20 protein-coding genes, 1 tRNA gene and 1 other annotated feature are annotated in these 22,471 nt (G+C 54.8%); all 21 genes read left to right on the forward strand.

Annotated elements, in window-relative coordinates; all coding sequences use genetic code 11:
- The first annotated feature begins 149 nt into the window (after positions 1 to 149).
- The 21 genes from ACO5R6_RS06385 to ACO5R6_RS06485 all read left to right on the forward strand — a co-directional run bounded on the left by ACO5R6_RS06385 (position 150) and on the right by ACO5R6_RS06485 (position 22,283).
- Positions 150 to 222 (forward strand) — tRNA-Trp (locus tag ACO5R6_RS06385).
- 82 nt (positions 223 to 304) lie between these two features.
- Positions 305 to 553, forward strand: a binding site (T-box leader).
- 43 nt (positions 554 to 596) lie between these two features.
- The gene (gene pheS, locus ACO5R6_RS06390; RefSeq protein ID WP_485626377.1) at positions 597 to 1,616 is read left to right on the forward strand and encodes a phenylalanine--tRNA ligase subunit alpha; all 1,020 of its coding nucleotides are present in this window, start codon (positions 597 to 599) and stop codon (positions 1,614 to 1,616) included.
- An 88-nt stretch (positions 1,617 to 1,704) separates the two neighbouring features.
- Positions 1,705 to 4,125, forward strand: coding sequence for a phenylalanine--tRNA ligase subunit beta (pheT, locus tag ACO5R6_RS06395; RefSeq protein WP_485626358.1), 2,421 nt, complete (start codon positions 1,705 to 1,707; stop codon positions 4,123 to 4,125).
- 82 nt (positions 4,126 to 4,207) lie between these two features.
- Positions 4,208 to 5,239: a tRNA preQ1(34) S-adenosylmethionine ribosyltransferase-isomerase QueA gene (queA, locus tag ACO5R6_RS06400; protein ID WP_485626359.1), complete on the forward strand. Its 1,032-nt coding sequence runs from the start codon at positions 4,208 to 4,210 to the stop codon at positions 5,237 to 5,239.
- Between the two features lie 29 nt (positions 5,240 to 5,268).
- On the forward strand, positions 5,269 to 5,442 hold the full coding sequence (locus ACO5R6_RS06405; RefSeq protein ID WP_485626360.1) for a hypothetical protein: 174 nt from the start codon (positions 5,269 to 5,271) through the stop codon (positions 5,440 to 5,442).
- 12 nt (positions 5,443 to 5,454) lie between these two features.
- Positions 5,455 to 6,177 (forward strand): ABC transporter ATP-binding protein, encoded by a 723-nt coding sequence (locus tag ACO5R6_RS06410; protein ID WP_485626361.1) that lies wholly within the window; start codon positions 5,455 to 5,457, stop codon positions 6,175 to 6,177.
- Positions 6,174 to 7,892: a putative ABC exporter domain-containing protein gene (locus ACO5R6_RS06415; RefSeq protein WP_485626362.1), complete on the forward strand. Its 1,719-nt coding sequence runs from the start codon at positions 6,174 to 6,176 to the stop codon at positions 7,890 to 7,892. The genes ACO5R6_RS06410 and ACO5R6_RS06415 overlap by 4 nt, the downstream gene beginning before the upstream one ends.
- A gap of 30 nt (positions 7,893 to 7,922) precedes the next feature.
- Positions 7,923 to 8,945 carry a prolipoprotein diacylglyceryl transferase gene (lgt, locus tag ACO5R6_RS06420; protein WP_485626363.1) on the forward strand — a complete coding sequence of 341 codons (1,023 nt, stop codon included), beginning with the start codon at positions 7,923 to 7,925 and terminating at the stop codon, positions 8,943 to 8,945.
- 481 nt (positions 8,946 to 9,426) lie between these two features.
- Complete coding sequence (gene mraZ, locus ACO5R6_RS06425) at positions 9,427 to 9,858, forward strand: division/cell wall cluster transcriptional repressor MraZ (protein WP_485626364.1); 432 nt, start codon at positions 9,427 to 9,429, stop codon at positions 9,856 to 9,858.
- 9 nt (positions 9,859 to 9,867) lie between these two features.
- Positions 9,868 to 10,824 carry a 16S rRNA (cytosine(1402)-N(4))-methyltransferase RsmH gene (rsmH, locus tag ACO5R6_RS06430; RefSeq protein ID WP_485626365.1) on the forward strand — a complete coding sequence of 319 codons (957 nt, stop codon included), beginning with the start codon at positions 9,868 to 9,870 and terminating at the stop codon, positions 10,822 to 10,824.
- Positions 10,825 to 10,837: 13 nt separating this feature from the next.
- A complete protein-coding gene (locus ACO5R6_RS06435) occupies positions 10,838 to 11,299 on the forward strand; it encodes a hypothetical protein (protein WP_485626366.1) in 462 nt (153 codons plus the stop codon).
- Positions 11,300 to 11,369: 70 nt separating this feature from the next.
- Entirely contained in the window at positions 11,370 to 13,421 is a 2,052-nt protein-coding gene (locus ACO5R6_RS06440) for a peptidoglycan D,D-transpeptidase FtsI family protein (RefSeq protein WP_485626367.1), read from the forward strand.
- Between the two features lie 22 nt (positions 13,422 to 13,443).
- Entirely contained in the window at positions 13,444 to 14,403 is a 960-nt protein-coding gene (mraY, locus tag ACO5R6_RS06445) for a phospho-N-acetylmuramoyl-pentapeptide-transferase (protein ID WP_485626368.1), read from the forward strand.
- Between the two features lie 4 nt (positions 14,404 to 14,407).
- Positions 14,408 to 15,784 carry a UDP-N-acetylmuramoyl-L-alanine--D-glutamate ligase gene (gene murD / locus ACO5R6_RS06450; RefSeq protein WP_485626369.1) on the forward strand — a complete coding sequence of 459 codons (1,377 nt, stop codon included), beginning with the start codon at positions 14,408 to 14,410 and terminating at the stop codon, positions 15,782 to 15,784.
- Positions 15,785 to 15,793: 9 nt separating this feature from the next.
- Entirely contained in the window at positions 15,794 to 16,975 is a 1,182-nt protein-coding gene (locus tag ACO5R6_RS06455; protein ID WP_485626370.1) for an FtsW/RodA/SpoVE family cell cycle protein, read from the forward strand.
- Between the two features lie 16 nt (positions 16,976 to 16,991).
- Positions 16,992 to 17,840: a cell division protein FtsQ/DivIB gene (locus ACO5R6_RS06460; RefSeq protein ID WP_485626371.1), complete on the forward strand. Its 849-nt coding sequence runs from the start codon at positions 16,992 to 16,994 to the stop codon at positions 17,838 to 17,840.
- Positions 17,841 to 18,004: 164 nt separating this feature from the next.
- The gene (ftsZ, locus tag ACO5R6_RS06465; protein WP_485626372.1) at positions 18,005 to 19,174 is read left to right on the forward strand and encodes a cell division protein FtsZ; all 1,170 of its coding nucleotides are present in this window, start codon (positions 18,005 to 18,007) and stop codon (positions 19,172 to 19,174) included.
- Positions 19,175 to 19,233: 59 nt separating this feature from the next.
- Entirely contained in the window at positions 19,234 to 19,884 is a 651-nt protein-coding gene (locus tag ACO5R6_RS06470) for a hypothetical protein (protein WP_485626373.1), read from the forward strand.
- Between the two features lie 40 nt (positions 19,885 to 19,924).
- Positions 19,925 to 21,424, forward strand: coding sequence for an AAA family ATPase (locus tag ACO5R6_RS06475; RefSeq protein WP_485626374.1), 1,500 nt, complete (start codon positions 19,925 to 19,927; stop codon positions 21,422 to 21,424).
- A 42-nt stretch (positions 21,425 to 21,466) separates the two neighbouring features.
- Positions 21,467 to 21,925, forward strand: coding sequence for a hypothetical protein (locus ACO5R6_RS06480; RefSeq protein WP_485626375.1), 459 nt, complete (start codon positions 21,467 to 21,469; stop codon positions 21,923 to 21,925).
- A gap of 103 nt (positions 21,926 to 22,028) precedes the next feature.
- The gene (locus ACO5R6_RS06485; RefSeq protein ID WP_485626376.1) at positions 22,029 to 22,283 is read left to right on the forward strand and encodes a hypothetical protein; all 255 of its coding nucleotides are present in this window, start codon (positions 22,029 to 22,031) and stop codon (positions 22,281 to 22,283) included.
- Positions 22,284 to 22,471 lie beyond the last annotated feature (188 nt).

The raw sequence follows: 22,471 nt of genomic DNA on the forward strand, positions 1-22,471 counted from the left end.
CAAACACATCGAGCAGGCGTGCGAAGCACGAATGCGAGATGACCATTTTCCTAGATCTAAGAAATCGTAAGCTTTGTTATTCATCTGTATGAAGTTTTGAAGGTATTCGAGAGAATATTTTCTGTTGAGTTTCGATACTCAACCAATCCAGGGGTATAGTTCAGTTGGTAGAACGTCAGTCTCCAAAACTGAATGTCGAGGGTTCGAGTCCTTCTGCCCCTGCTGCTCTGAGAAGATCCGGTATCCGGATCTTCTTTTTATCTTGTTCCCGGCCGCTTTCTGTGCTAATATTTAGCACAATATTGCAAAGGCAGTGAAGACCCACAGTAGGCCGCTGTAAATTCGTGAAAGAGAGCTTCTCCTTGGTTGAGAGAGAGGCGGCGAAGACAGCAGATGAAATTCAGGTTGGAGCCGCATCCTTGAACAGGCCGGTTTCTTGTGAGAGAGGCAGAGCCCGTTAGGGGATGACGTTCGGCGCACGTTACGCGCATTGAGTGCCCGCATTTGCGCGGGAATCAGGGTGGTACCGCGGAGTCAGGTCTTCGTCCCTTGGGGACGGAGACTTTTATTTATGTCTAAGGAGAATGACCATGGCAGTGAATGAGAAACTGGAAGAGATTCGCAAGAAGACCCTCGATAAGATTGCGAGGGCCGGCAATCTGGATGAACTGAACGAGGTTCGCCTGGCGGTTTTAGGCAAGAAGGGCGAGCTCAAGGAGCTGATGAAGGGGATGCGGGAGCTTTCTCCTGAGGAACGCCCCAAGTTCGGTCAGCTGGTCAATGATGTCCGTCAGGCGGTTGAGAACAATTTGGCTGATCGCAGGCTTAAGATGGAAGAGGAGATTCTGGAGCGCAAGCTCGCTGCGGAGACCATCGATGTCACCCTGCCCGCCAAGAAGTCCAAGCTGGGTCACCGCCATCCCAACACCAAGGTCTTAGATGAAGTGGAGCGGATCTTCACCGGTATGGGCTATGAGGTGGTCGAGGGTCCTGAGATTGAGTACGACTACTACAACTTCGAGGCACTCAATATTCCGGCAAATCACCCGGCCAAGGATGAACAGGACACCTTCTATATCAACAAGGATATCCTCCTGCGCACACAGACTTCACCCGTCCAGGTACGCGTCATGGAGCAGGGGAAGCTTCCGATCCGGATGATTGCCCCCGGCCGTGTCTTTCGGGCAGATGAAGTAGATGCAACGCACAGTCCCTCCTTTCACCAGATCGAGGGAATGGTGATCGACAAGAACATCACGATGGCAGACTTAAAGGGGACCCTCCTGGAGTTTGCCCACAAGATGTTCGGCGAGGATGTCAAGCTCAAGTTCCGCCCCCATCACTTCCCCTTTACGGAGCCGTCCGCCGAGGTCGATGTCTCCTGCTTCAAGTGTGGCGGCAAGGGCTGCCGTTTCTGCAAGGGCGAGGGCTGGATCGAGATTCTCGGCTGCGGGATGGTTCATCCGGATGTCCTTCGGATGAGCGGCATTGATCCGGAGGAGTATCAGGGATTCGCCTTTGGCGTCGGCCTGGAGCGCATTTCTCTGCTCAAGTATGAGATCGACGATATGCGCCTTCTCTATGAGAACGATGACCGCTTCCTGTCTCAGTTCTGATGCACAGGCAAGATTCGGATGCATAGGCAAGGCCCGGATGCACAGGCAGTGAAGTGTTATACAGAGAAGTTAGACAAGGAGAAGTAGAATGAGAACATCTCTCAAGTGGATTAAGGCCCTGGTTCCGGGTCTTGACGTGACGCCCAAGGAGTACACGGACGCTATGACCCTGGCGGGCAATAAGGTAGAGTACTACACAGACCTGGCCGCTGACCTGGACAAGATTGTGGTCGGAAAGATCCTTTCCATCAAGCCCCATGAGGATTCCGACCACCTTCGGATCTGCCGGTTGGATGTGGGAGAGAGAAGCATACAGGTCGTTACCGGTGCCTCCAATGTCGCTGAGGGGCAGCTGGTGCCCGTCGTCCTTGACGGCGGCCGGGTGGCCGGCGGTCATGACGGGTCTAAGACAGAAGGCGGAATCAGGATCAAGGCCGGAAAGCTTCGCGGTGTACCCTCCGAGGGCATGATGTGTTCAATTGAGGAACTGGGGAGCAGCCGGGACATGTATCCGGAGGCCCCCGAGAACGGCATATATGTCTTCCGGGACACGGCCGGCCTAAAGCCCGGAGACGATGCGGTCCGGGCTCTGGGACTGGACGATGTCGTCGTCGAGTACGAGATTACGTCCAACCGGGTAGACTGCTTTTCCGTGCTGGGTCTGGCCAGAGAGGCCGCTGCGACCTTCGGCAGGAAATTCCTCCCCCAGGAGGTCAGGGAGACCGGAAACGGGGAGAGGGTCGAGGACTATATCTCGGTCGAGGTCAAGAACCCGGACCTGTGCTCTCGCTACACGGTCCGCGTTGTCAAGAATGTCAGAATCGCGCCCTCTCCCAAGTGGATGCAGCGCCGGCTGATGGCCCAGGGGATCCGCCCCATCAACAACATTGTTGACATTACCAACTATGTCATGGAGGAGTACGGACAGCCCATGCACGCCTATGACCTGGATACGATTGCGGATCACAGGATTATAGTGCAGACTGCAGGGGCAGGCGAGCATTTTACCAGCCTGGACGGACAGGAGCACGAACTGGACGAGTCTATGCTCATGATCTGTGACGGGCAGAAACCGATCGGTCTGGCCGGCGTTATGGGGGCAGAGAATTCCATGATTCGGGATGATGTCCACACCATACTTCTTGAGGCCGCAAGCTTCGACGGAACCAATATCCGACTGTCTTCCCGCAAGGCCGGCATGCGGACAGACGCCTCCGCCAAATTCGAAAAAGGACTGGACCCCAACCTGGCGATCGAGGGAATGAACCGGGCCTGCCAGCTGATCGAGGAGCTGGGAGCAGGAGAAGTTGTAGGCGGTGTGATCGACATATACCCGAAGAAGGTGGAAGCCTGGACCCTGCCATTTGAGCCGGACAAGTACAATCATCTTCTCGGGACACAGATCAGCCCGGAGCAAATGATCGACTACCTGAGGCCCCTGGGGATCGACTATGACCGGGCGGAGGGGCAGCTTTGGATTCCGACCTACCGCCAGGACCTGCACTGTGACGCGGATATTGCCGAGGAGATCGCCCGCTTCTTTGGTTATGCCAATATTCCGAGCAGCCTGCCGGGCGGTTCTTCCATCGGAGGCTTGAGCAAGAAGCAGCGGATTGAGGGGATCATTCGTGACACGGCTGAGTTCTGCGGCTTCTCTCAGGCAATGTGCTACTCCTTTGAGAGTCCCAAGGTCTTCGACAAGCTCCTGCTTCCCAAGGACCATCCCCTGCGCAGGGCAATCCGCATCTCAAATCCGCTGGGAGAGGACTTCTCCATTATGAGGACCTGCTCCCTGAACGGAATCATGACCTCTCTGGGGACCAATTACAGCCGCCGCAATGCGGATGTCCGTCTCTACGAGATGGGAAATATCTATCTGCCGGGGACCCTGCCCCTGACCGAACTTCCGGATGAACGTCCTCAGCTGACCATGGCCGGATACGGCGATATTGACTTCTATCAGATGAAGGGTGCGGTTGAGGAGATCCTGACAAAGCTGGATATGAGAGATAAGGTAGGCTACGTCCCTGAGGGTAATTATCCCTTCCTGCACCCGGGCCGCCAGGCCAAGATCTGCTATGATGGCCAGTTGATCGGCCTGATCGGGCAGGTGCATCCGACGGTCGCAGGAAACTATGGGATCAAGGACCGAGTGTATGTGGCGGTTTTAGATATCAAGCAGCTGATCTTTAACGCCAATTTCGTCATTAAGTATGAGGGGATTGCCAACTTCCCGGCTTCCAAGAGAGACCTCTCTCTGGTGGTGCCAAAGGAGATTCTGGCAGGCCAGATTGAGTCCATATTTGAGACCCGGGGAGGAAGCATTCTTGAGTCCTATGAGCTCTTTGACATCTATGAGGGAGCGCAGATCCTATCCGGTCACAAGTCCATGGCCTATACCCTGACCTTCCGCGCGAAGGACAGGAACCTCTCCGATGAGGATGTCAATGCCTCGATGGAGGCTATCCTTGAGGCTCTTAGAGACAGGGGAATCAGCCTGCGCGCCTGATGGACCGGCGGTCGCTGCAGGCCGGGCAGTCGCTGCGGGCCGGGCAGTCTGGAATTACAGGAGACAGATAGAGGAGAGAAGCATGGATGTTAAGGATTTCGATTATGATTTGCCCCAGGAATTGATTGCGCAAGATCCTCTCTTGAAGAGAGATGAGTCCCGCCTTCTGGTCTTAAACCCTGTGACCGGGGCAATCGAGCACCGGCACTTCTACGATATCAAGTCCTATCTGAGAGCCGGCGACTGCCTGGTCATCAATAACACCAAGGTGATCCCCGCCCGTCTTCTGGGAGCCAAGGAGGAGACCGGGGCCAAGATCGAAGTCCTCCTCCTGATCAATCACGGCGGCGACAACTGGGAGACCCTGGTCAAGCCCGGGCGCAAGTGCAAGGAGGGGACCAGGATCTCTTTCGGCGATGGCCTTCTGGTCGGTCAGGTGACCGGGGTCATGGAAGATGGCAACCGTATGATACACTTTAGCTATCAGGGGGTCTGGGAGGAGGTCCTGGACCGGCTGGGGCAGATGCCTCTGCCACCCTATATTCATCACCGGCTTCAGGACAAGGACCGCTATCAGACCGTCTATGCCAAGCATGACGGGTCTGCCGCGGCTCCGACGGCCGGTCTGCACTTCACGCCGGAGCTACTGGACGAGATCAGGAAGGAGGGGGTGGATATTGCGGAGGTCACTCTGCACGTCGGTTTGGGCACCTTCCGGCCGGTCAGCGCGGACAGGGTCGAAGACCACCACATGCACTCCGAGTACTATGTAGTGGACCGGGAGGCCGCAGATAAGATTAACCGGGCCAGGGCCGGCGGAGGACGGATCATTGCAGTCGGAACCACGTCAACCAGGACCTTGGAGTCTGTTGCCAAGGAGGATGGAACAATTCCGGCCAAATCCGGTTGGACCAAGATCTTCATCTACCCCGGCTATCAATTCAAGGCCATTGATGGACTGATTACCAACTTCCACCTGCCCCAGTCCACTCTTGTGATGCTTGTGTCCGCCCTGGCAGGAAAAGAGCATATCCTGCAGGCTTACAGGGAAGCGGTGGAAGAGAGATATCGTTTTTTCTCTTTTGGGGACGCGATGTATATTAAGCCAAGATGAGATGATTTCTATTTCGGAGGAGAACTTGCATGGGAAGAAGCGAGTCGGAGAAGTTAAAGGCAATGCGGGAACTGACCATGATGCAATCCGAGGAGGAAAATATTGCCGGGCAATTCAACCGGGGTCTGGACCGGTTTGCCTCCATCGACAGTGAGGACCTCCTGGCCTTTCTCAAGGCGATGACAGAGGATGCGCAAGATTAAGGAGAAGAGTTTATGCTGGAAGTATCACATTTGTCCAAGAAGTACGGGAAATACTACGCGAATAGGGATTTGAATTTTCAGATCCCGGACAGAGAGGTCCTGATCATGCTCGGGCCGAACGGGGCAGGAAAATCAACGGCGATCAAGTCGATTGTGGGACTGCTCCGGCATGAGGGCTGGGTCCACATGGATGGAGTATCTACAGCTAAGGCCGAGGCCAGACGCTATCTGGGCTATGTTCCTGAGATTCCGGCCCTCTATCCCAATCTGACAGTGGATGAGCACCTGGAATTTGTGGCCAGGGCTTATCGGCTCAAGGACTATAAGGCATACAAAGAGGAACTGCTTGCCAGGATGGAGCTGACAGATAAGCGGAAGAAATTCGGAGATGAACTCTCCAAGGGGATGCAGCAGAAACTGTCCATCTGCTGCGGCCTTCTGCCCGAGCCCAAATTGATTATCTTCGACGAGCCCATGATCGGGCTGGATCCCCACGCCATCCGTGAGCTGAAGAATATGATCCTGGAACTGCGCGAACAGGGCAGGTCTGTCATGATCTCGACCCACATCATCGACTCGGTCGAGGACCTCTGGGATGGAGTCCTCATCCTAAAAGAGGGGCAGATTCTGGCCAATGTGACCCGGCAGTCACTGACGGAGCAGAAGACCTCCTTGGAGGACCTCTACTTCAAGCTGACGGAGGGAGGAGAAGACAGGCAGGGGGATCAGCTATGAGATTGTTTATCTATTATCTGCTGCATACCTTTAAGAACAGCATCCGGAAGCTCTTTCGGACCTGGGTTGCCATCTACCTGGTCTTCGTTATCCTCATGGCCCTGATCGGTGGCCTGATTGGCTTTTCTACCTCTTATTTCTCGGGAGGCGACCGCAACAGGGAAAAAAGCAGGCAGGAGGCAAGCTATGATCGAGGAGGACAGGAGAATGTCTCCGGGGACCAGAGTCCGTCTCGGGGTGCAAGTCCTCTGGTAGAGGCGCTCGGAGTAGAAGGGGTGAGCGGCCGGCAAGTCGCTATGGCACTCCCCTTCCTGGTGGGGTTTCTGGTCCTTCTATTCAGCCTCTACGCAGCAGGAAAGAGCGGTTCGGCGATCTTTCAGATGGCGGATGTCAACCTCCTCTTTCCCTCCTCTATGCAGCCCCAATCTATTTTGGCCTTTCGAACGCTGATGCAGACCGTCCTTCTTTTTGTCTCGGCGATCTGGATGTCTTTTCAGATCCCAAATTTCATAAGAATGGGCATCGGATGGATGGGAGCCATTTCTCTGGTGGTGGTCTGGGCTCTTTTGCTGATTTTCGTTCAATTTGTCTCCATTGCGGTCTACAGTCTCCTCTCTCTTAAGGACGGCAAGTATCGCAGTTTCAGCCATTATATAGTCTATACTCTCCTGGGCCTTTTCCTGTTCGCTCTGCTCTACTACAGTAAGACAGGCGGGATGAGTCCGGTCCGGGCCCTACTCGATGTGGCGACGGCCGACCGGATTCGCTTTGTTCCCTATTTGGGCTGGCTTGCGGCCTTCTCCTGGTCCATGACGGCGGGAGATATGGCGGGGGCTGCCCTCTGGCTGGGAGCTTTTGTCCTGGGTCTCATTGCCTTGGCTCTGCTGATCCGGAAGATCCCGGTCTTCTTCTACGAGGATGCTCTGCCCCAGGCTGAGAAGCGGCAGAAGCAGATGGAGGCAGTGAGTAAGAGCAAGAGGCCCTTGGAGAGCAACCGGAGGAGGTCCCGGTTTGCCGGATTTTTTCGCTATGATGCGGGAGGACTGGACCGCGGCTTCGGGGCCGGTGTCTTCTTGCAGAAGGCCCTTCATAGCTGGAGAGGAGAGGCGGTAGGCGGTCTGATCAGCAGAAATGCTCTGCTCAATCTGGCCATCGGAGTCGGAATCTTTGTAGCCAATGACCGCCTGCAACTGGCAGAAGCGAATATTCTTCTCGCGGCTTACTTCGCAGTCATGATCGGTTTTATCTTTATCATGTCAGGGCAGAGTCATTTGAGCCGGGAACTGGAGAGAGACTTTATCTTCCTGGTTCCGGAGCCGGTCTGGAAGAAATTGGGCTACACCATGGCTTCCGATCTGGCATGCAATCTGCTGGATGTCTTGCCCGGCTGGCTGGTCTTTCAGTTGCTGGTGAAGCCGGATCTCTCGATGAACCTGGCCGGCCTTCTGCTTCTTATAACGACGAGCCTCTTTGTCGCAGGACAGACTGTCTTGACCAAGTTGATTATTCCGGACCAGCTTGCAGAGCTTGTGAAGCGAATGATGACCATGGTCATCTACAGCATTTCCTTCATTATTCTTCTGGTCAGCCTGATCATCGGGGGTGTCATCGCCGGTTTTGCGGGGGCGGTTGCAGCCCTTGCAATTGCGGAGATTGTGACAGGAATTCTGGCTTTTTTGCCCGGGCCCTTTATCATAGAAAAGGGAAGGAACTAGGGGGAGCGTGTGCTCTGAAAGGAATTGAAATTGACAGATACGATTATTTTTCCAAATCTCCATCTGACCTTGCGGGTTGGTCGCAGCATCAGCATCGGAGGATTTAGCATTGCTTACTACGGGATTGTGATCGCGATCGGCATGCTGGCCGGAGTGAGTCTGATCCTAAGGGAGGCGAAGCGGACCGGCCAGAAGGAGGATGACTACCTGGATCTGTGCATCTGGGGACTGATCGCCGCAGTGATCGGCTGCCGGGCCTACTATGTGGCCTTTCGCTGGGATGACTACAAGGATAATCTTCTTGAGATCTTCGACCTGCGGGCGGGCGGCCTGGCCATTTACGGAGGTATGATCGGGGCGGTTCTCATGATCTTAATCCTGGTCAAGCTGGTCAAGAAGATCCGCTTCTGGCAGGTGGCGGATACGGTCGTCCTGGGGCTGGTCTTGGGACAGGTGATCGGGCGCTGGGGCAATTTCTTCAATCGGGAGGTGTTCGGAGAATACACCAACAACCTCCTGGCGATGCAGCTTCCGGTCTCTGCCATCCGGACGACTTCCGAGATCTCGTCTGCCATGACAGAGCATATGCTGACCATCGGGGGCGAGACTTTTATCCAGGTGGCCCCCACCTTCCTCTATGAATCGCTCTGGAATCTGGGCCTCTTTGTCATCCTGATGATCCTGAGAAAGCACGTCAGGTTCCGAGGGCAGCAGTTCTGGACTTATATGCTGGGATATGGAATCGGCCGCTTCTGGATCGAGGGGGTTCGGATGGACCAGCTCTATCTCTGGGACAGCAAAATCCCGGTCAGCCAGCTGCTGGCAGCCATTCTCGCCTCGATTGGCCTCCTGTTTCTGATCATCGGGCTTCTATGGGCCAGAAAGCACCCGATCCAGGAGACAGGAGGGGGCGCAGAGCAGGCGGGGGAGGCTGCCGGTGGACCGGAGGGGTTGACAGGAACGATTCAGGTCCTGGATCTGAATGATCTGGCGGATGCTTCTTCGGAGGAAGAAGCGGAAGTAGATTCCGACGAGGAGAAGGACCGGGAATAAGCAAGAAGCCTTGGAATTGATACATAGAATCTGAGCAGAGCTCTCTTCGACGAAAGTCGAAGAGAGCTCTTTTTGTTGGACGAAGAAGAGAGATCTGAGAGAGCAGAAATGAATCCGTCAATATTACAGAAATATCCGGAGAAAAACCGTGTCTAAATTGTGCCTTATGTACAGAATTCATGTTCGAATACTAGATATAGAGAGTTTAATTCATAAAAATACAATTTATAGTATGGGATTTGGAACCACGGGACTACACAGAGAACAAAGCCTCTGTTTTAGCGGATCTTTGCATTGAAATAGGCAGGGGCTAAGGGTAAAATACAGAACAAGTGGTGCGAAGTGGTAACTAAGTGCCACAAAGTGGTGGATAAGTTGAAAAGTCGGTGGATAAGTAAGAGAGACCGCGGACTTATCCACATGGGCAGGAAGAAGGCTCACAAAAGCCGGGTCAGAAATCACAGGGAAGGAGGTGTGCCATATGTTCATGGGAGAGTACGAACACAGCGTGGACAGCAAGGGCCGCCTGATCATTCCCGCCAGATTTCGCGAGGAACTGGGCGAATCTTTCGTGATGACCAAGGGGCTGGATGGCTGCCTCTTCGTATATTCCGCTGAGGAATGGCACAAGCTCGAGGCCAAGATTCACGAGACCCCGATGACAACGAAGGATGCCCGCAAATTCATGCGTTTCTTCTTCGCCGGCGCGGCTACCTGTGAGATCGACCGACAGGGGCGGACCTTAATCCCCCCAAGTCTTCGCTCTTACGCCAAGCTGAGTAAGGACGTGGTTCTGGCAGGTGTCTCCACCCGTATTGAGATCTGGGACAAGAAGCTCTGGGATGAGACCAACAGCTACGAAGACATGGATGAAGTGGCTGAGCACATGGCGGATCTTGGCATCATGATCTAAGGAGCCGAAATGGAATTCAAACACTATTCAGTCATGCTCCGGGAGGTCATTGAAGCTCTCGCCATCAGACCGGATGGCGTATATGTCGACGGAACCATGGGGGGCGGGGGACATTCCTTTCAGATCGCCTCTCGCCTGTCTGACGGCGGTCGGCTGATCTGTTTCGACCAGGATGAGGAGGCCATTGCCGCCGGCAGCAGGAGGCTGGCAGAATTCTCCGATCGGGTGACCATTGTCCGCAGTAATTACGAGCGGATGCGTCAGGTGCTGGAGGATCTGGATATTGCTTCTGTTGACGGTATTCTGTTGGATCTTGGAGTTTCCTCCTACCAGCTGGATGAGCCGGGCCGGGGATTCTCCTATAGGGATGAGGACACCCTCCTGGACATGCGGATGGATCAGCGGAATCCAAAGACCGCCAGAGATATTGTCAATCACTATACAGAGGCAGAACTCTGTCGAATGATTAAGAACTACGGGGAGGACCGTTATGCCGGGAAGATTGCCAGGAACATCGCTATCGCCCGGGAGGAGAAGCCGATCGAGACAGCAGGGCAGCTCAACGCAATTATTCGAGGGTCGATTCCCAAGAGGGCTCAGGTCACGGGAGGACATCCCTCCAAGCGGACCTATCAGGCCATCCGCATCGAACTCAATCGGGAGTTGGAGGTCCTTAGGGATCACATCGACGAGATGATCGATCTCCTGGGAGATGGCGGCCGGCTTGCTGTCATCAGTTTCCATTCTCTGGAGGACCGGATTATAAAGACGGCCTTTCAGACAGCGGAGCACCCCTGTATCTGTCCGCCGGAATTTCCGGTCTGTGTCTGCGGGCGCAAGAGCAAGGGAAAAATAATCACAAGGAAGCCAATTCTCCCCGGGGAGGAAGAATTGGAGGAGAATCACCGGTCCAAGAGCGCCAAGCTGCGTGTCTTTGAGCGGAGAGTTGTTAGAGATGAAGAGTAGGAAGTAGAAAACGATGGCTACGGTTTCCAGAGTATATTGGACAACAAGAACGGACGGCAGCGCTGCTCGAGAGTTGATCTCCGATCAGGAGTATCAGGTCAGAAGACAGCGGGAGCAAGAGGAGGCCGAAAGGCGGAGGAGGCTTAGGAGCCGCAATCAAGTCAGGGCCAGACGGCAGGCAAAATACAATACCCTGCGTGTGGCCGTCTACTTATCCGTCGTGACCGCATTTCTTCTGGTATACGTGAGCATGCAGGCCTCTGTGACAACTTCTATGAAACAGGCAGCTGCGCTTCAGTCTGAAATTGCGACATTGCGGGCGCAGAATTCCGCAAGCAGAAACCGGATGAATGCCGGATCGAATCTGGAGGCGGTGAAGGAGAAAGCCCAGAAATCTCTGGGCATGGTATATGCTGACAGCAGTCAGATTGTGTACTATACTATGGAGGATATTGATTATATGGATCAGTATTGATCTTTCGATTGGCAAGGGAATAGAAGTCGTGGCGACGAAACATAATCGAAAAAAGAATTTATATAGAAAGATGCTGTATCGAATGCAGAAGAGGCTGGGAGTCATATTCCTCCTCTTCTGCCTTCTTGCTGTTGCGCTGATTGGGCGTCTGATGTATATCAACTATGTCTCAGGAGCCAGGTACGAGAAGATTGTTCTCTCCCAGCAGAACTACAGTTCCACAGTGATCCCCTTTCAGAGAGGCAATATCGTCGATGCCAAGGGAACCGTACTGGCAACCTCGGTGGATGTCTACAATGTGGTACTGGACGCCAGAGAACTGACCGATGCCGCCGCCATGGCGGATAAGAAGAAAGCCGGCAGGGGCAGGGAGATGATCGACGAGACGGTCAAGGCGCTTACGGAGCACTTCTCTGAGATCCAAGAGGACCAGGTCCGCAAACAAATAGAGGAGAATGCGAGCAAGCGCTATATTGTCCTGGCCAAGAAGGTATCCAACGAGAAGATGTCTGCCTTTAAGAAGGATACGAGCGACAAGAAGAGCAAGGTGACCGGAGTCTGGTTCGAGAAGCTATATACCAGACAGTATCCCTATGGGTCTCTGGCGGCCTCTGTGCTGGGCTTCGCATCGGACGGTAATTCCGGAACCCTCGGCCTGGAGAAGTCCTATAATGAGGTCTTGAACGGGACCAACGGCCGGTCCTACGGCTATGTCAATTCGGACAACAATGTGGAGAATACCGTGGAGGAGGCAAAGGACGGCAACACGCTTGTGACCTCCATTGATGCCAACATACAGTCGATCGTCGAGACCTCCATCAAGAGTTTCAATGATCAGATGATCGAGAGCCGGGGCGTGGCACAGACGAAGGCAGCCATGGGCGGATCCACACAGGGATCCCTCCACACATCGGTAGTGGTCATGAATCCCAATACGGGGGAAATCCTCGCCAACGCCAATTACCCGGGATTCGATCTCAATCAGCCGAGAGACCTCTCGTCCTACTACACCCCGGACCAGTTGTCCGCCATGTCGGCGGAAGACCAGTTCAAGGTGCTCAACAACATATGGAATAACTTCTCTGTCTCCAGCGCATATGAGCCGGGGTCTACGGCCAAAATCCTGACGATAGCGGCCGGACTGGAGACGGGCACGGTCTCCACTTCCGACACTTACGACTGCCCCGGCGGCATGCAGGTGGGAGACTACTATATTCACTGTTGGAAACATGAGGGACACGGGCATCAGACCATGCAGCAGGTCCTGCAGAATTCCTGTAATGTCGGCATGATGAAGATGGTCTCCAAGATCGGGGCGGAGAACTTCTCCAAATACCAGGCCAGGTTCAATCTGGGGCAGAAGACCGGCATAGACCTGCCGGGCGAGGCCTCGACGGGGTCTCTGCTCTACACGAAAGAACAGCTGGCCTCCAACAAGGTATCTCTGGCCACGAACGCCTTCGGACAGAACTACAATGTCAATATGATGCAAATGGTCTCGGCCTTCTCTTCCGTCATCAATGGGGGAAACTACTATGAACCCCACCTGGTCACCGCGATCAAAGATCCCCAGGGCAATACGGTTAAGACCATAGAGCCGACGCTCATGAAGAAGACCGTATCCAAGGAGACCAGTGACACCCTAAAGACCTTCCTGAAGGGCGCTGTCGATCAGGGAACCGGAAGCAAAGCCGCTGTGGCTGGTTATTCCATTGGAGGAAAGACGGGGACGGCGGAGAAGGTCCCGAGAGGGACCGGCAATTACCTCCTCTCCTTTATCGGGGCGGCTCCGATCGAGAACCCCCAGGTCGTCATCTATGTGGTTGTCGATCAGCCGGACGCCCAGGACCAGACCAGCAACTCCTATGCGGCCCAGATATTCTCAAATATCGCATCACAGATTCTCCCCTATATGAATGTCCCGACCATTAACGACCAGGCCAGGCAGGAGGCCGACCAGGCAGCTAAGCAGGCGAAAGAGAAGGGGGTGGACCTGTCCGGGGGAAAGACAAATACAGCGACGACGGATACGCCCAATCTGAATCCGGACGAGGGGGCCGCAGACAGAGCGGCCAACACGCAGCCCGGAACCGGTTACGGCAGGACCAATGCGATTCGCTAGCGGAGCAGAAACAGGAGCGACCATGTTACACAATATCTTTATTCCTCTCATTGCGGCATTTCTCATTGTTGCAGTTCTGGGACCCTTTACCATTCCCATGCTTCTGCGTCTTAAGATCGGAAACACCGAGAGAGAAGAACTGAAAAGTCATCAGGCCAAGAACGGGACGCCCTCGATGGGAGGGATTATGATCCTGATCGCCCTGGCTCTTGTGTCTGTTGCATACGCAAGGACTTATCCCCGCATTCTCCCCGTCATAGAGCTGACTCTGGGGTTCGGCCTCGTCGGCTTTCTGGATGATTTTCTAAAGACCGTCAAGAAGAACTCCGACGGCCTGATCGCCTGGCAGAAGCTCCTTCTGGAGATCCTGGTCACGGGAGTCTTCCTCTACCTTCTGATGACCTTTCATCCGGATTTCAGCGACTTGATCATTCCGTTTTGCCGGGGGACCGTCAATCCCGGAGCCTGGTCCTACCCCCTGGTCTTCTTCGTTGTCCTGGGAACCGTAAACGGGGTCAATTTTACGGATGGGCTGGACGGGCTGGCTGCAAGCGTTACCGCCGTGGTGGCTGCCTTCTTCGGCTTCGCCTCCCTTAGTCTCGGTCTGCATGTCGAACCGATTGCTGCTGCCTTAATCGGTGCCCTCATGGGCTTCTTGATCTACAACCTCTATCCGGCCAGGGTTTTCATGGGCGATACCGGATCCCTGGCTCTGGGCGGCTTTGTCGCGGGAATTGCCTATATGCTCCATATGCCCCTTTTTATCCCCATAGTGGGAGGGATCTATCTGATTGAAGTTCTCTCCGTGATGATTCAGGTGGGTTACTTCAAGGCCAGCCATGGCAAGCGAATCTTCCGGATGGCCCCGATTCACCACCATTTTGAGTTGGGAGGCTGGTCAGAGACGAAGGTGGTTGGGATCTTCACCATCGCAACGGTGATCCTGGCCCTGATTGCCATGTTGGGCCTTGGCGGAGTTTGATGAGATGATTGAGAAAGAAAAGCGTATGAATTCCTATCTTGTAGTCGGAACCGGTGTCAGCGGAGTGGCCGCTGTTCTACTCCTTCAGAAGGAGGGGGCCGAAGTCTGCGTCTTCGACGGAAACAGCAATCTGGATGAAGCGGGCTTGATCTTAAAGCACCCGGAGCTGGAGGGGGTCCCCATCTATATCGGAGAACTGCCTGAAGATGTCCGCGACCGCTGTGACACCCTGATTCTATCCCCCGGTGTCCCGGTGGACAGTCCTCTGGTAGAGGATATGAGGGCCAGAGGGAAGAGAATCTGGGGAGAGGTGGAACTGGCCTACCGACTGGGGCACGGACACCTGGCGGCGATTACCGGGACCAATGGAAAGACGACGACCACCTCTATGGTCGGTGTGATCTTAAAGACCTATTTCTCCGATGTAGAGGTGGTCGGGAATATCGGAACTCCCTACACGGGGGTCGCGGCTGACACCAAGGATGACACCCGCATCGTCGCGGAGATTTCCTCCTTCCAGCTGGAGACCATAGATCGTTTCCACCCGTCGGTATCGGCGATTTTAAATATCACGCCGGATCACCTGAACCGCCACCACACCATGGAGAATTATATTGCCTGCAAGGAGAGGATTGCCAAGAACCAGACCCCGGATGAGACGGTGGTTCTCAACCTGGAGGATTCGGTCCTGCGGGAGTTCGGAAAGAGCCTGCCCAACCGGGTGGTCTGGTTCTCAAGCAAGCGCAAGCTGAGAGAGGGCTATTACTACCGGGAGGAGGATCGCAGCATCTATTACTGCCATGACGGGATAGAGGAGAAGATCCTTCCCGTGGAGGAACTCCAGCTTGTGGGCAGGCATAATTATGAGAATGCCATGGCGGCGGCCGCAATCGCAAGAGCCATGGGAGTGCCTATGGACAAGGTTCGGGAGGGCCTAAAGGCATTTACCGCCGTTGAGCATCGGATTGAGTATGTCTGCACGAAGAGGGGCGTGCGCTATTACAACGACTCCAAGGGGACCAATCCGGATGCCGCCATCAAGGGGATTTTGGCCATGGATTCCCCCACCTGTCTGATCGGAGGCGGTTATGACAAAAAGTCGGACTACGGGGAATGGATTGACAATTTCAAGGGGCGGGTGAAGCTTCTGGTCCTGATCGGAGAGACCAGGTCCAAGATCGCCAAGTGCTGCCAGGACCATGGCTTCGAGGCATTCGTCTATGCCGAGACCCTGGAAGAGGCAGTTCGGATCTGCTATGAGAGTGCGCGGGCCGGAGAAGAAGTGCTCCTGTCTCCCGCCTGCGCAAGCTGGGACATGTTTCACAATTATGAGGAGAGGGGAAGACTCTTCAAGAAGTATGTCAGAGAGCTTCCCGACTAAGGAGACCGCATGTCGACACGAAGTACAGAGAAGAAGCGGAGCCGCTTCTTCAGAAAACAGGATCGGATCATCAGCAGGGAATTATCCAAGCGCAGGGTGTCGAGTTATGTGGATTACACCCTGCTCTTGCTCCTGATTCTCCTGATGGGGGTCGGATTCCTCATGCTCTATTCGACCTCCTCCTATACTTCCTATATGACCTACGGACACTCCTTCAACTATCTGATCCGCCAGGGGCTTTTTGCGGCTGGCGGGGCGGTTTGCATGTTGGTTATAGCCCATATGGATTATCACAAGCTCCGCAAGTGGATGTGGTGGATCTACCTGTTTGCCTGGTTTGGAACCGGTCTGGTCCTGGCCTTCGGCCGCTCCGCCAAGGGGTCTACCCGCTGGATTCGCCTGGGGCCTGTGAGTGTGCAACCATCGGAGATTGCCAAGACCGCCGTCATTATCCTTATGGCGGGCTTGATTTCCAGGTATCCGCGCCTTGTGAACAAGTGGAGGGGGCTGGCCTTCTTTGGTCTGTTCCCGCTCGCGCTTGCGGGGCCGATCCTAAAGGAGAACATGTCCACATCCATCATTGTTGTGGGAATCGCCTTCTTTATGCTTCTGATCGCAAGTCGTGAGCGGAAAAGCTTCTTCTATGCGGGACTCATCGGACTGGGGCTCGGGACCGCCGGCATCATTTTCGGAGGCGCATACCGTCTGGCCAGAATTCGTGTCTGGCAGCATCCGGAGCTGGATGCCTCCGGCAAGGGCTATCAGACCATGCAGGCCCTCTATGCCATCGGGTCCGGAGGACTTTTCGGCAAGGGACTGGGGGAGAGTATGCAAAAGCAGTTCATCCCCGAGGCACAGAACGACATGATCTTCTCCGTCATCACGGAGGAACTGGGGATATTTGGCGCGGTGGCCCTGATCATCCTGTATCTGGTCTTGATCTGGCGGCTTACCATGATCGCCACCTACTGCAATGACCTCTTCGGATCCTTCCTGGTCATCGGCATCGCGATTCACATGGGTCTCCAGGTTCTCATGAACATTGCGGTGGTGACCAACAGCATGCCAAATACCGGTGTCACCCTGCCCTTTATCAGCTATGGGGGGTCCGCCCTGTTTATGACCATGATTGAGATGGGGATTGCCCTGAGCGTATCCAGGAATACGGGCCCGGGTCTGGACCGGGTATAGGCCAAGGAGTGTCAAAATGTCATTTGGATCCAAGAAAGAGACCAAGCGCAAAGCTCGGCAGCGAAAGAGCTGGATCGGCTTTTATCTGGGCAGGACCCTATTCATCCTGCTCGGGATGATCTTTCTTGCGGTAGGGCTGATTGCTCTTATCTGCAGGGAGAAGGAGGTCCGTGTGGAGGGATCGGAGATCTACAGCCGGCAGGAGATCATCGACCGGGTCTTGGACGATAAGCTGAGCCGGAGCAATACGGTCTACGCCCTCATTAAGAATGCCCTGATGCCCAAGAAGAATATCCCTTTCATAGATAGGGCTCGCGTTCGCCTGAATTCACCGGGCCGGATTACAATTGAGCTGAAGCAGACGCCCATGACGGGATATTTTCTCCTGAATGACGGGACCAACCGGGCCTATTTCGGGGACAAGGGACTTGTGACGGATGTCTCTGCTCTCGTCATCGACGGCGTCCCTTCGCTCAGCGGTATTACGGCAGACAAGGTCGGGATCGGGGATAAGATTCCAGCCAGAGATCAGGGGGACCGGGAGACCATCCTTTCAGTCTTTCGCTTCTTTGCCGACAAGTCCATTGCCATCAAAGACTTGAAGCTGGAGGAAGACGGGAGACTGCATGTTGCCTGCAGGAACATAGACATCAGTCTTGGCACGAAGACCAATTTGAGGGATAAGCTGAAACGAGTCCCTTATCTTCTGGATAAGATCGGGGACATGAGCGGAACCCTTCACCTGGAGAACTGGACTCCGGACAACACAGACGTCATCTTCGAGAAAGACCAGGCGCAGATGGAGAGAGAACAGAAGGAAGGAACCGACAAAGAGGCGGAGACAAAGAGCAAGAAGAATCACTAAAAAACTTGTGTCGTCCGCACAAAAAATGTATTATAGATGATGTTAGTCTTTATCATTTGGGCAGAGAATTTTCCTGCCGTAAGAAGACGCATTGAATTTCGACGGATCAATCAGCCCTCGGCCAGGAAGGGTGGAGATATAAGGACATTACAGGAGGAGATACCGTGTTAGAGATTACGACCAATGAGTCTGAGTTCAAGGCCAAGATAATTGTGGTAGGTGTCGGCGGCGCAGGAAACAATGCGGTCAGCCGTATGGTTCGGGCCAATGTCACCGGCGTCGATTTCGTCGGCGTCAACACGGACAGCCAGGCGTTGAATCTCTGCCAGGCTCCAACGCTGATCCAGATCGGAGAGAAGCTGACCAAGGGATTGGGCGCAGGCGCTAAGCCTGAGATCGGCCAGAAGGCGGCGGAAGAGACCGCTGAGGAACTGGCGAATGCCATCAAGGGCGCGGATATGGTCTTCGTGACCTGCGGCATGGGCGGAGGAACCGGTACAGGCGCAGCTCCGGTGATTGCAAAGCTGGCCAAGGATCAGGGAATCCTGACGGTCGGTGTTGTAACAAAGCCCTTCCTCTTCGAGGCCAAGTCCCGTATGGTCAAGGCCCTGACGGGAATTGAGAACCTGCAGCAGAATGTGGATACTCTGATTGTCATTCCCAATGAGAAGCTGAATCAGATCACAGATCACAAGACCTCCTTCTCCGATGCCATGGAGATGGCAGATCAGGTTTTGCAGGAGGCGGTCCAGGGTATTACCGACCTGATCAAGTTGCCGGGCGAGATCAATCTGGACTTCGGCGATGTCCGCACGGTTATGGAGAATAAGGGAATGGCCCATATCGGAATCGGCCAGGCCAAGGGAGATGAGAAGGCCCTGGAGGCAGTTCGCATCGCCGTTGAATCTCCCCTGCTTGAGACCAAGATCGACGGAGCCTCCGATGTCATCATCAATATCTGCGGCGATATTACCCTGCAGGATGCCACCAATGCAGCTTCCTATGTGGAGGAGCTCACCGGCGAGGACACCAATGTTATCTTCGGTGCCCGCATCGATTCCTCTATGACAGATGAGTGCCAGATCACAGTGATCGCGACCGGTCTTCTGGAGTCGGAATCCAATGACCGGGTGTCTCTCTCGGAGGAGAGGAAGAAGCAGGCGGCAGCAGCGCAGGCCCAGCAGTTGTCTGCCCCTGATTTCACCAGGCCTCAGGCCAGGACGGCTTCTCCCAAGGCACCCGCTCTGAACGGACTAGCTCAGCCAAGCCCGGTCAAGTCCACAATCAAGGAAGAGGATATTAAGATTCCCGACTTCTTAAGAAGCAGAAAGTAGTATGGATTGTCTATGACAAAGAGGGTCTCCTTCGGGAGACCCTCTTTCGGTATACGTGTATGTTTGAGAAAATGAAAATTGACCGGACGGATGAATTCGACTCGGATTGCGCCCGGATCATTGAGCTTACGAATCTGGAACTCTATGAGGACCACATCTACAATTATCTGGCGATCAATGAGGATTACTACCTGTCGGAAGAGGAAGTAAGGGAGTACTTTGTTCCGGGAAACAATCTCCGCAAATACTACATTGTTCAAGGAGAGCACGTCATGGTCCGGGGCAGAGAGGTATATCTGGACGGGCAAGTGATCGGAGACCTGAGACCTTCGGATGAGAGGGCGGTGGCCCACTGGCTGGACCAAAGTCTCATCAATCGGATGGAGATCTTCCTGGGAGGCGGAGCCTTCCGGCAGATTCGACTGAGCGATAAGACCGGTTTCGACTGGGAGAGGGACGCTTGCAAGAGAGCTGCCGATACGAGCGAGAAAGAGCCGGATTCAGACAGAGATCCCCGGCCCGGGGAGAGGATAGAGATCCGTAACCGCAGAATCCCCTATTATGCCTATCTCTATCTGGAACTGGAGGGAGACCAATCCGAGCGGGCCAAGTCGACCGGGAAGCCTGCCCATTATCCGGCGCGGATCGGCCGTCGCAGGAAGCCCAAGCTGCAAAAGGCCAGGGCGAGGGGGAAGAAGAGAGAGGACTGACAAGAGGGATAGCCGTCTATAATCAGGGAAATGAGGGAATATGTCTTCCAGAGTATTTGAATTTACAGAGGAGAAGCAAGGGGCAGGATCCTGTGCGGAGAAGCCCATCGAGACCTATCGGCTCTTTGATTCTGACAGCTCTTGTCTTGATATCAAGCACCCGATCTTCGTGCTTAGGGACCCGGCCAGGACCATGGTTCACCATACTTCCGGCGCCTTTTTGAATCTGAGCCGCAGGGCGGCTTTCTCATTCGGCAAGTCCTCGGATCAGCTCTTTGCGGATATCTTGCGTCTGGACTCCCGCTTTGAGGACCTGATCAAGTGGCTGGGGGAGAATCGAAGCCAACTGCGTCTCTCCGGCGGCCGGACAGAGGAGGGGTACGCCGTCTACCGGATGCATGCGGTTGACGCTACGGGACGACACAGGCTCTCCTCGGAGGATGCCTTCCTTCAGCTGGTGATCGACCGACTTCGGATGTCCGATCCCCCGGCTGCAGATCAGACGGATATGGAGGAGACTGCTTCTGAGGACCTACGCCTGACAGACCTTGCGACGATAGAGAACTACCTCCGCATCGCGGGCAGGACTCTGCCCGCCAATATCAGGGATTGGGCCTGGCGGAACCTGACCATGACCCGAAGCCATGCCATCAGTCAGGAGGAGAGAAGGCACGCTAAGAGAGCCCTCTCTATGATGCTTGAGATCAGCTGGGAGAACGATTATTTCCCGCCGATTGACCCGGTCAGGGCCAGGACGATTCTGGATGAGAGCCTCTACGGAATGGAGAAGGTCAAGCAGAGGATCATAGAGACCGTCATTCAGATCAATCGGACCCACACCCTGCCCGCCTACGGGCTTCTGCTCGCAGGTCCCGCCGGAGTCGGAAAGTCGCAGATCGCCTATGCGGTTGCCCGAATTCTGGCCCTGCCCTGGACTTCTCTTGATATGTCGACCATCTCCGATCCGGAGGCCCTGACCGGGTCCCCCCGGGTCTATGCCAATGCCAAGCCGGGACGGATTATGGAGGCCTTCGCACAGGCCCGGGCGTCCAATCTGGTATTTATCATCAATGAACTGGATAAGGCAGAGACAGGAAACGGGACCAATCCCGCGGACGCGCTTCTGACACTGCTCGACAACCTGGGATTTACCGATAATTATATGGAATGCACCATTCCGACGACGGGGGTATACCCGATCGCGACGGCCAATGATAAGAGCAAGATTTCCGATCCCCTGATGACCCGTTTTGCCCTGATCGATATCCCCGACTACAGCTTCGACGAGAAGAGGATCATCTTCAGAGATTATTCTCTGCCCAAGGTCCTTGAGCGAATGGCTATGACCCGGGAGGAGCTGACTATAACAAGTGAGGCCCTTGACCGGGTCATCGAGGTCTATGCGAAGATGCCGGGAGTCCGCGATCTGGAGCAGGCGGCGGAACACCTGGCGGCCAACGCCCTCTACCGCATTGAGACGACGGGGGTAAAATCCGTCTGCTTCGATGCGGCAGATGTGGATGCGCTGCTGGCAGATTAAGGGGGGACGGACCGGCAGCTTAAGAGAGAGGAAGAGAAGATCTTGAAGTTAACGCTTGCTAAAACATTAAACAGTTTGAACCTGATTTGCCTTTGCGGGGCGACCCTGGACCTGGCCGTGCGCTACGGGAGCCTGCCGGATCGGCTGGTCGTCCGCTATGCCCTGGACGGAAGTCCGGGAGAACCGGGCAGGAAATCGGTCCTTCTGGTCCTGGTCCTTATGATGTGGGCCCTGACGGCCTTTATGCTCTTCCTGGAATTGCTTCCAAAGCTCTTGTTGATGCGGCAGGGGAGCGGGACCGAGGAGACGGGGATCGGTCGCGTGGTGGGGCAGACTCTCTCCTCCATCAAGCTGGCCGTGACCGTCCTGCTCTGGTGGATGCTGCACTGCAGCCTTCTCCAGAGACCGCTGGGGAGAGCCTATCTCTTTCTCTTTCTCATAGCGGTCACCCTCCCTCTTTTACTCATGCTGGTCAGGATTCTCAGGGCCGGGCTTGTCTGAATGGCGGCTATGGATTAAAATACTCTCATTAAGGCATAAGGCAAGAAGCGGGATGCCGCCCGATTGGCAACTGCATTTCTTTCGTGAGTGACAGGGGTTGAAGATGAGTCAGGAAAAGGTAGATCGCAACAAAGAGGCGAAGAGAAATATCAAGAAGACCTTAAAGGCCAACCGGCGCAAGCGGGTGGCCGGCACGGTGCTGGCGATTCTTGTCCTGGTCGCCCTGATCGGCGGAGGCAGCTTCTATGGCTATCGGCGCTATCAGGCCTACCAGAAGACACATGTCAAGTCGACGGTGGTAGACCTGTCTGAGGTCAGCAAGTACCTGTCCGATGTGACAGGCGACCAGAACAAGTAGGGGAGGAGGCAAGGGCGGTCGGCGGACCTGCCGCAATGGTGACGCTGCCCTTGCTCCAATTGCTCCTTGACAGTCTGCGAGATCTTGGGTACTATATTCCATGTCGCCGATCATGATCAAAGCGGCGATATCCATGCGCGAGTGGCTCAGTTGGTGGAGCGCGACCTTGCCAAGGTCGAGGCCGCGGG

The sequence above is a fragment of the Shuttleworthella sp. genome, assembly GCF_057251025.1.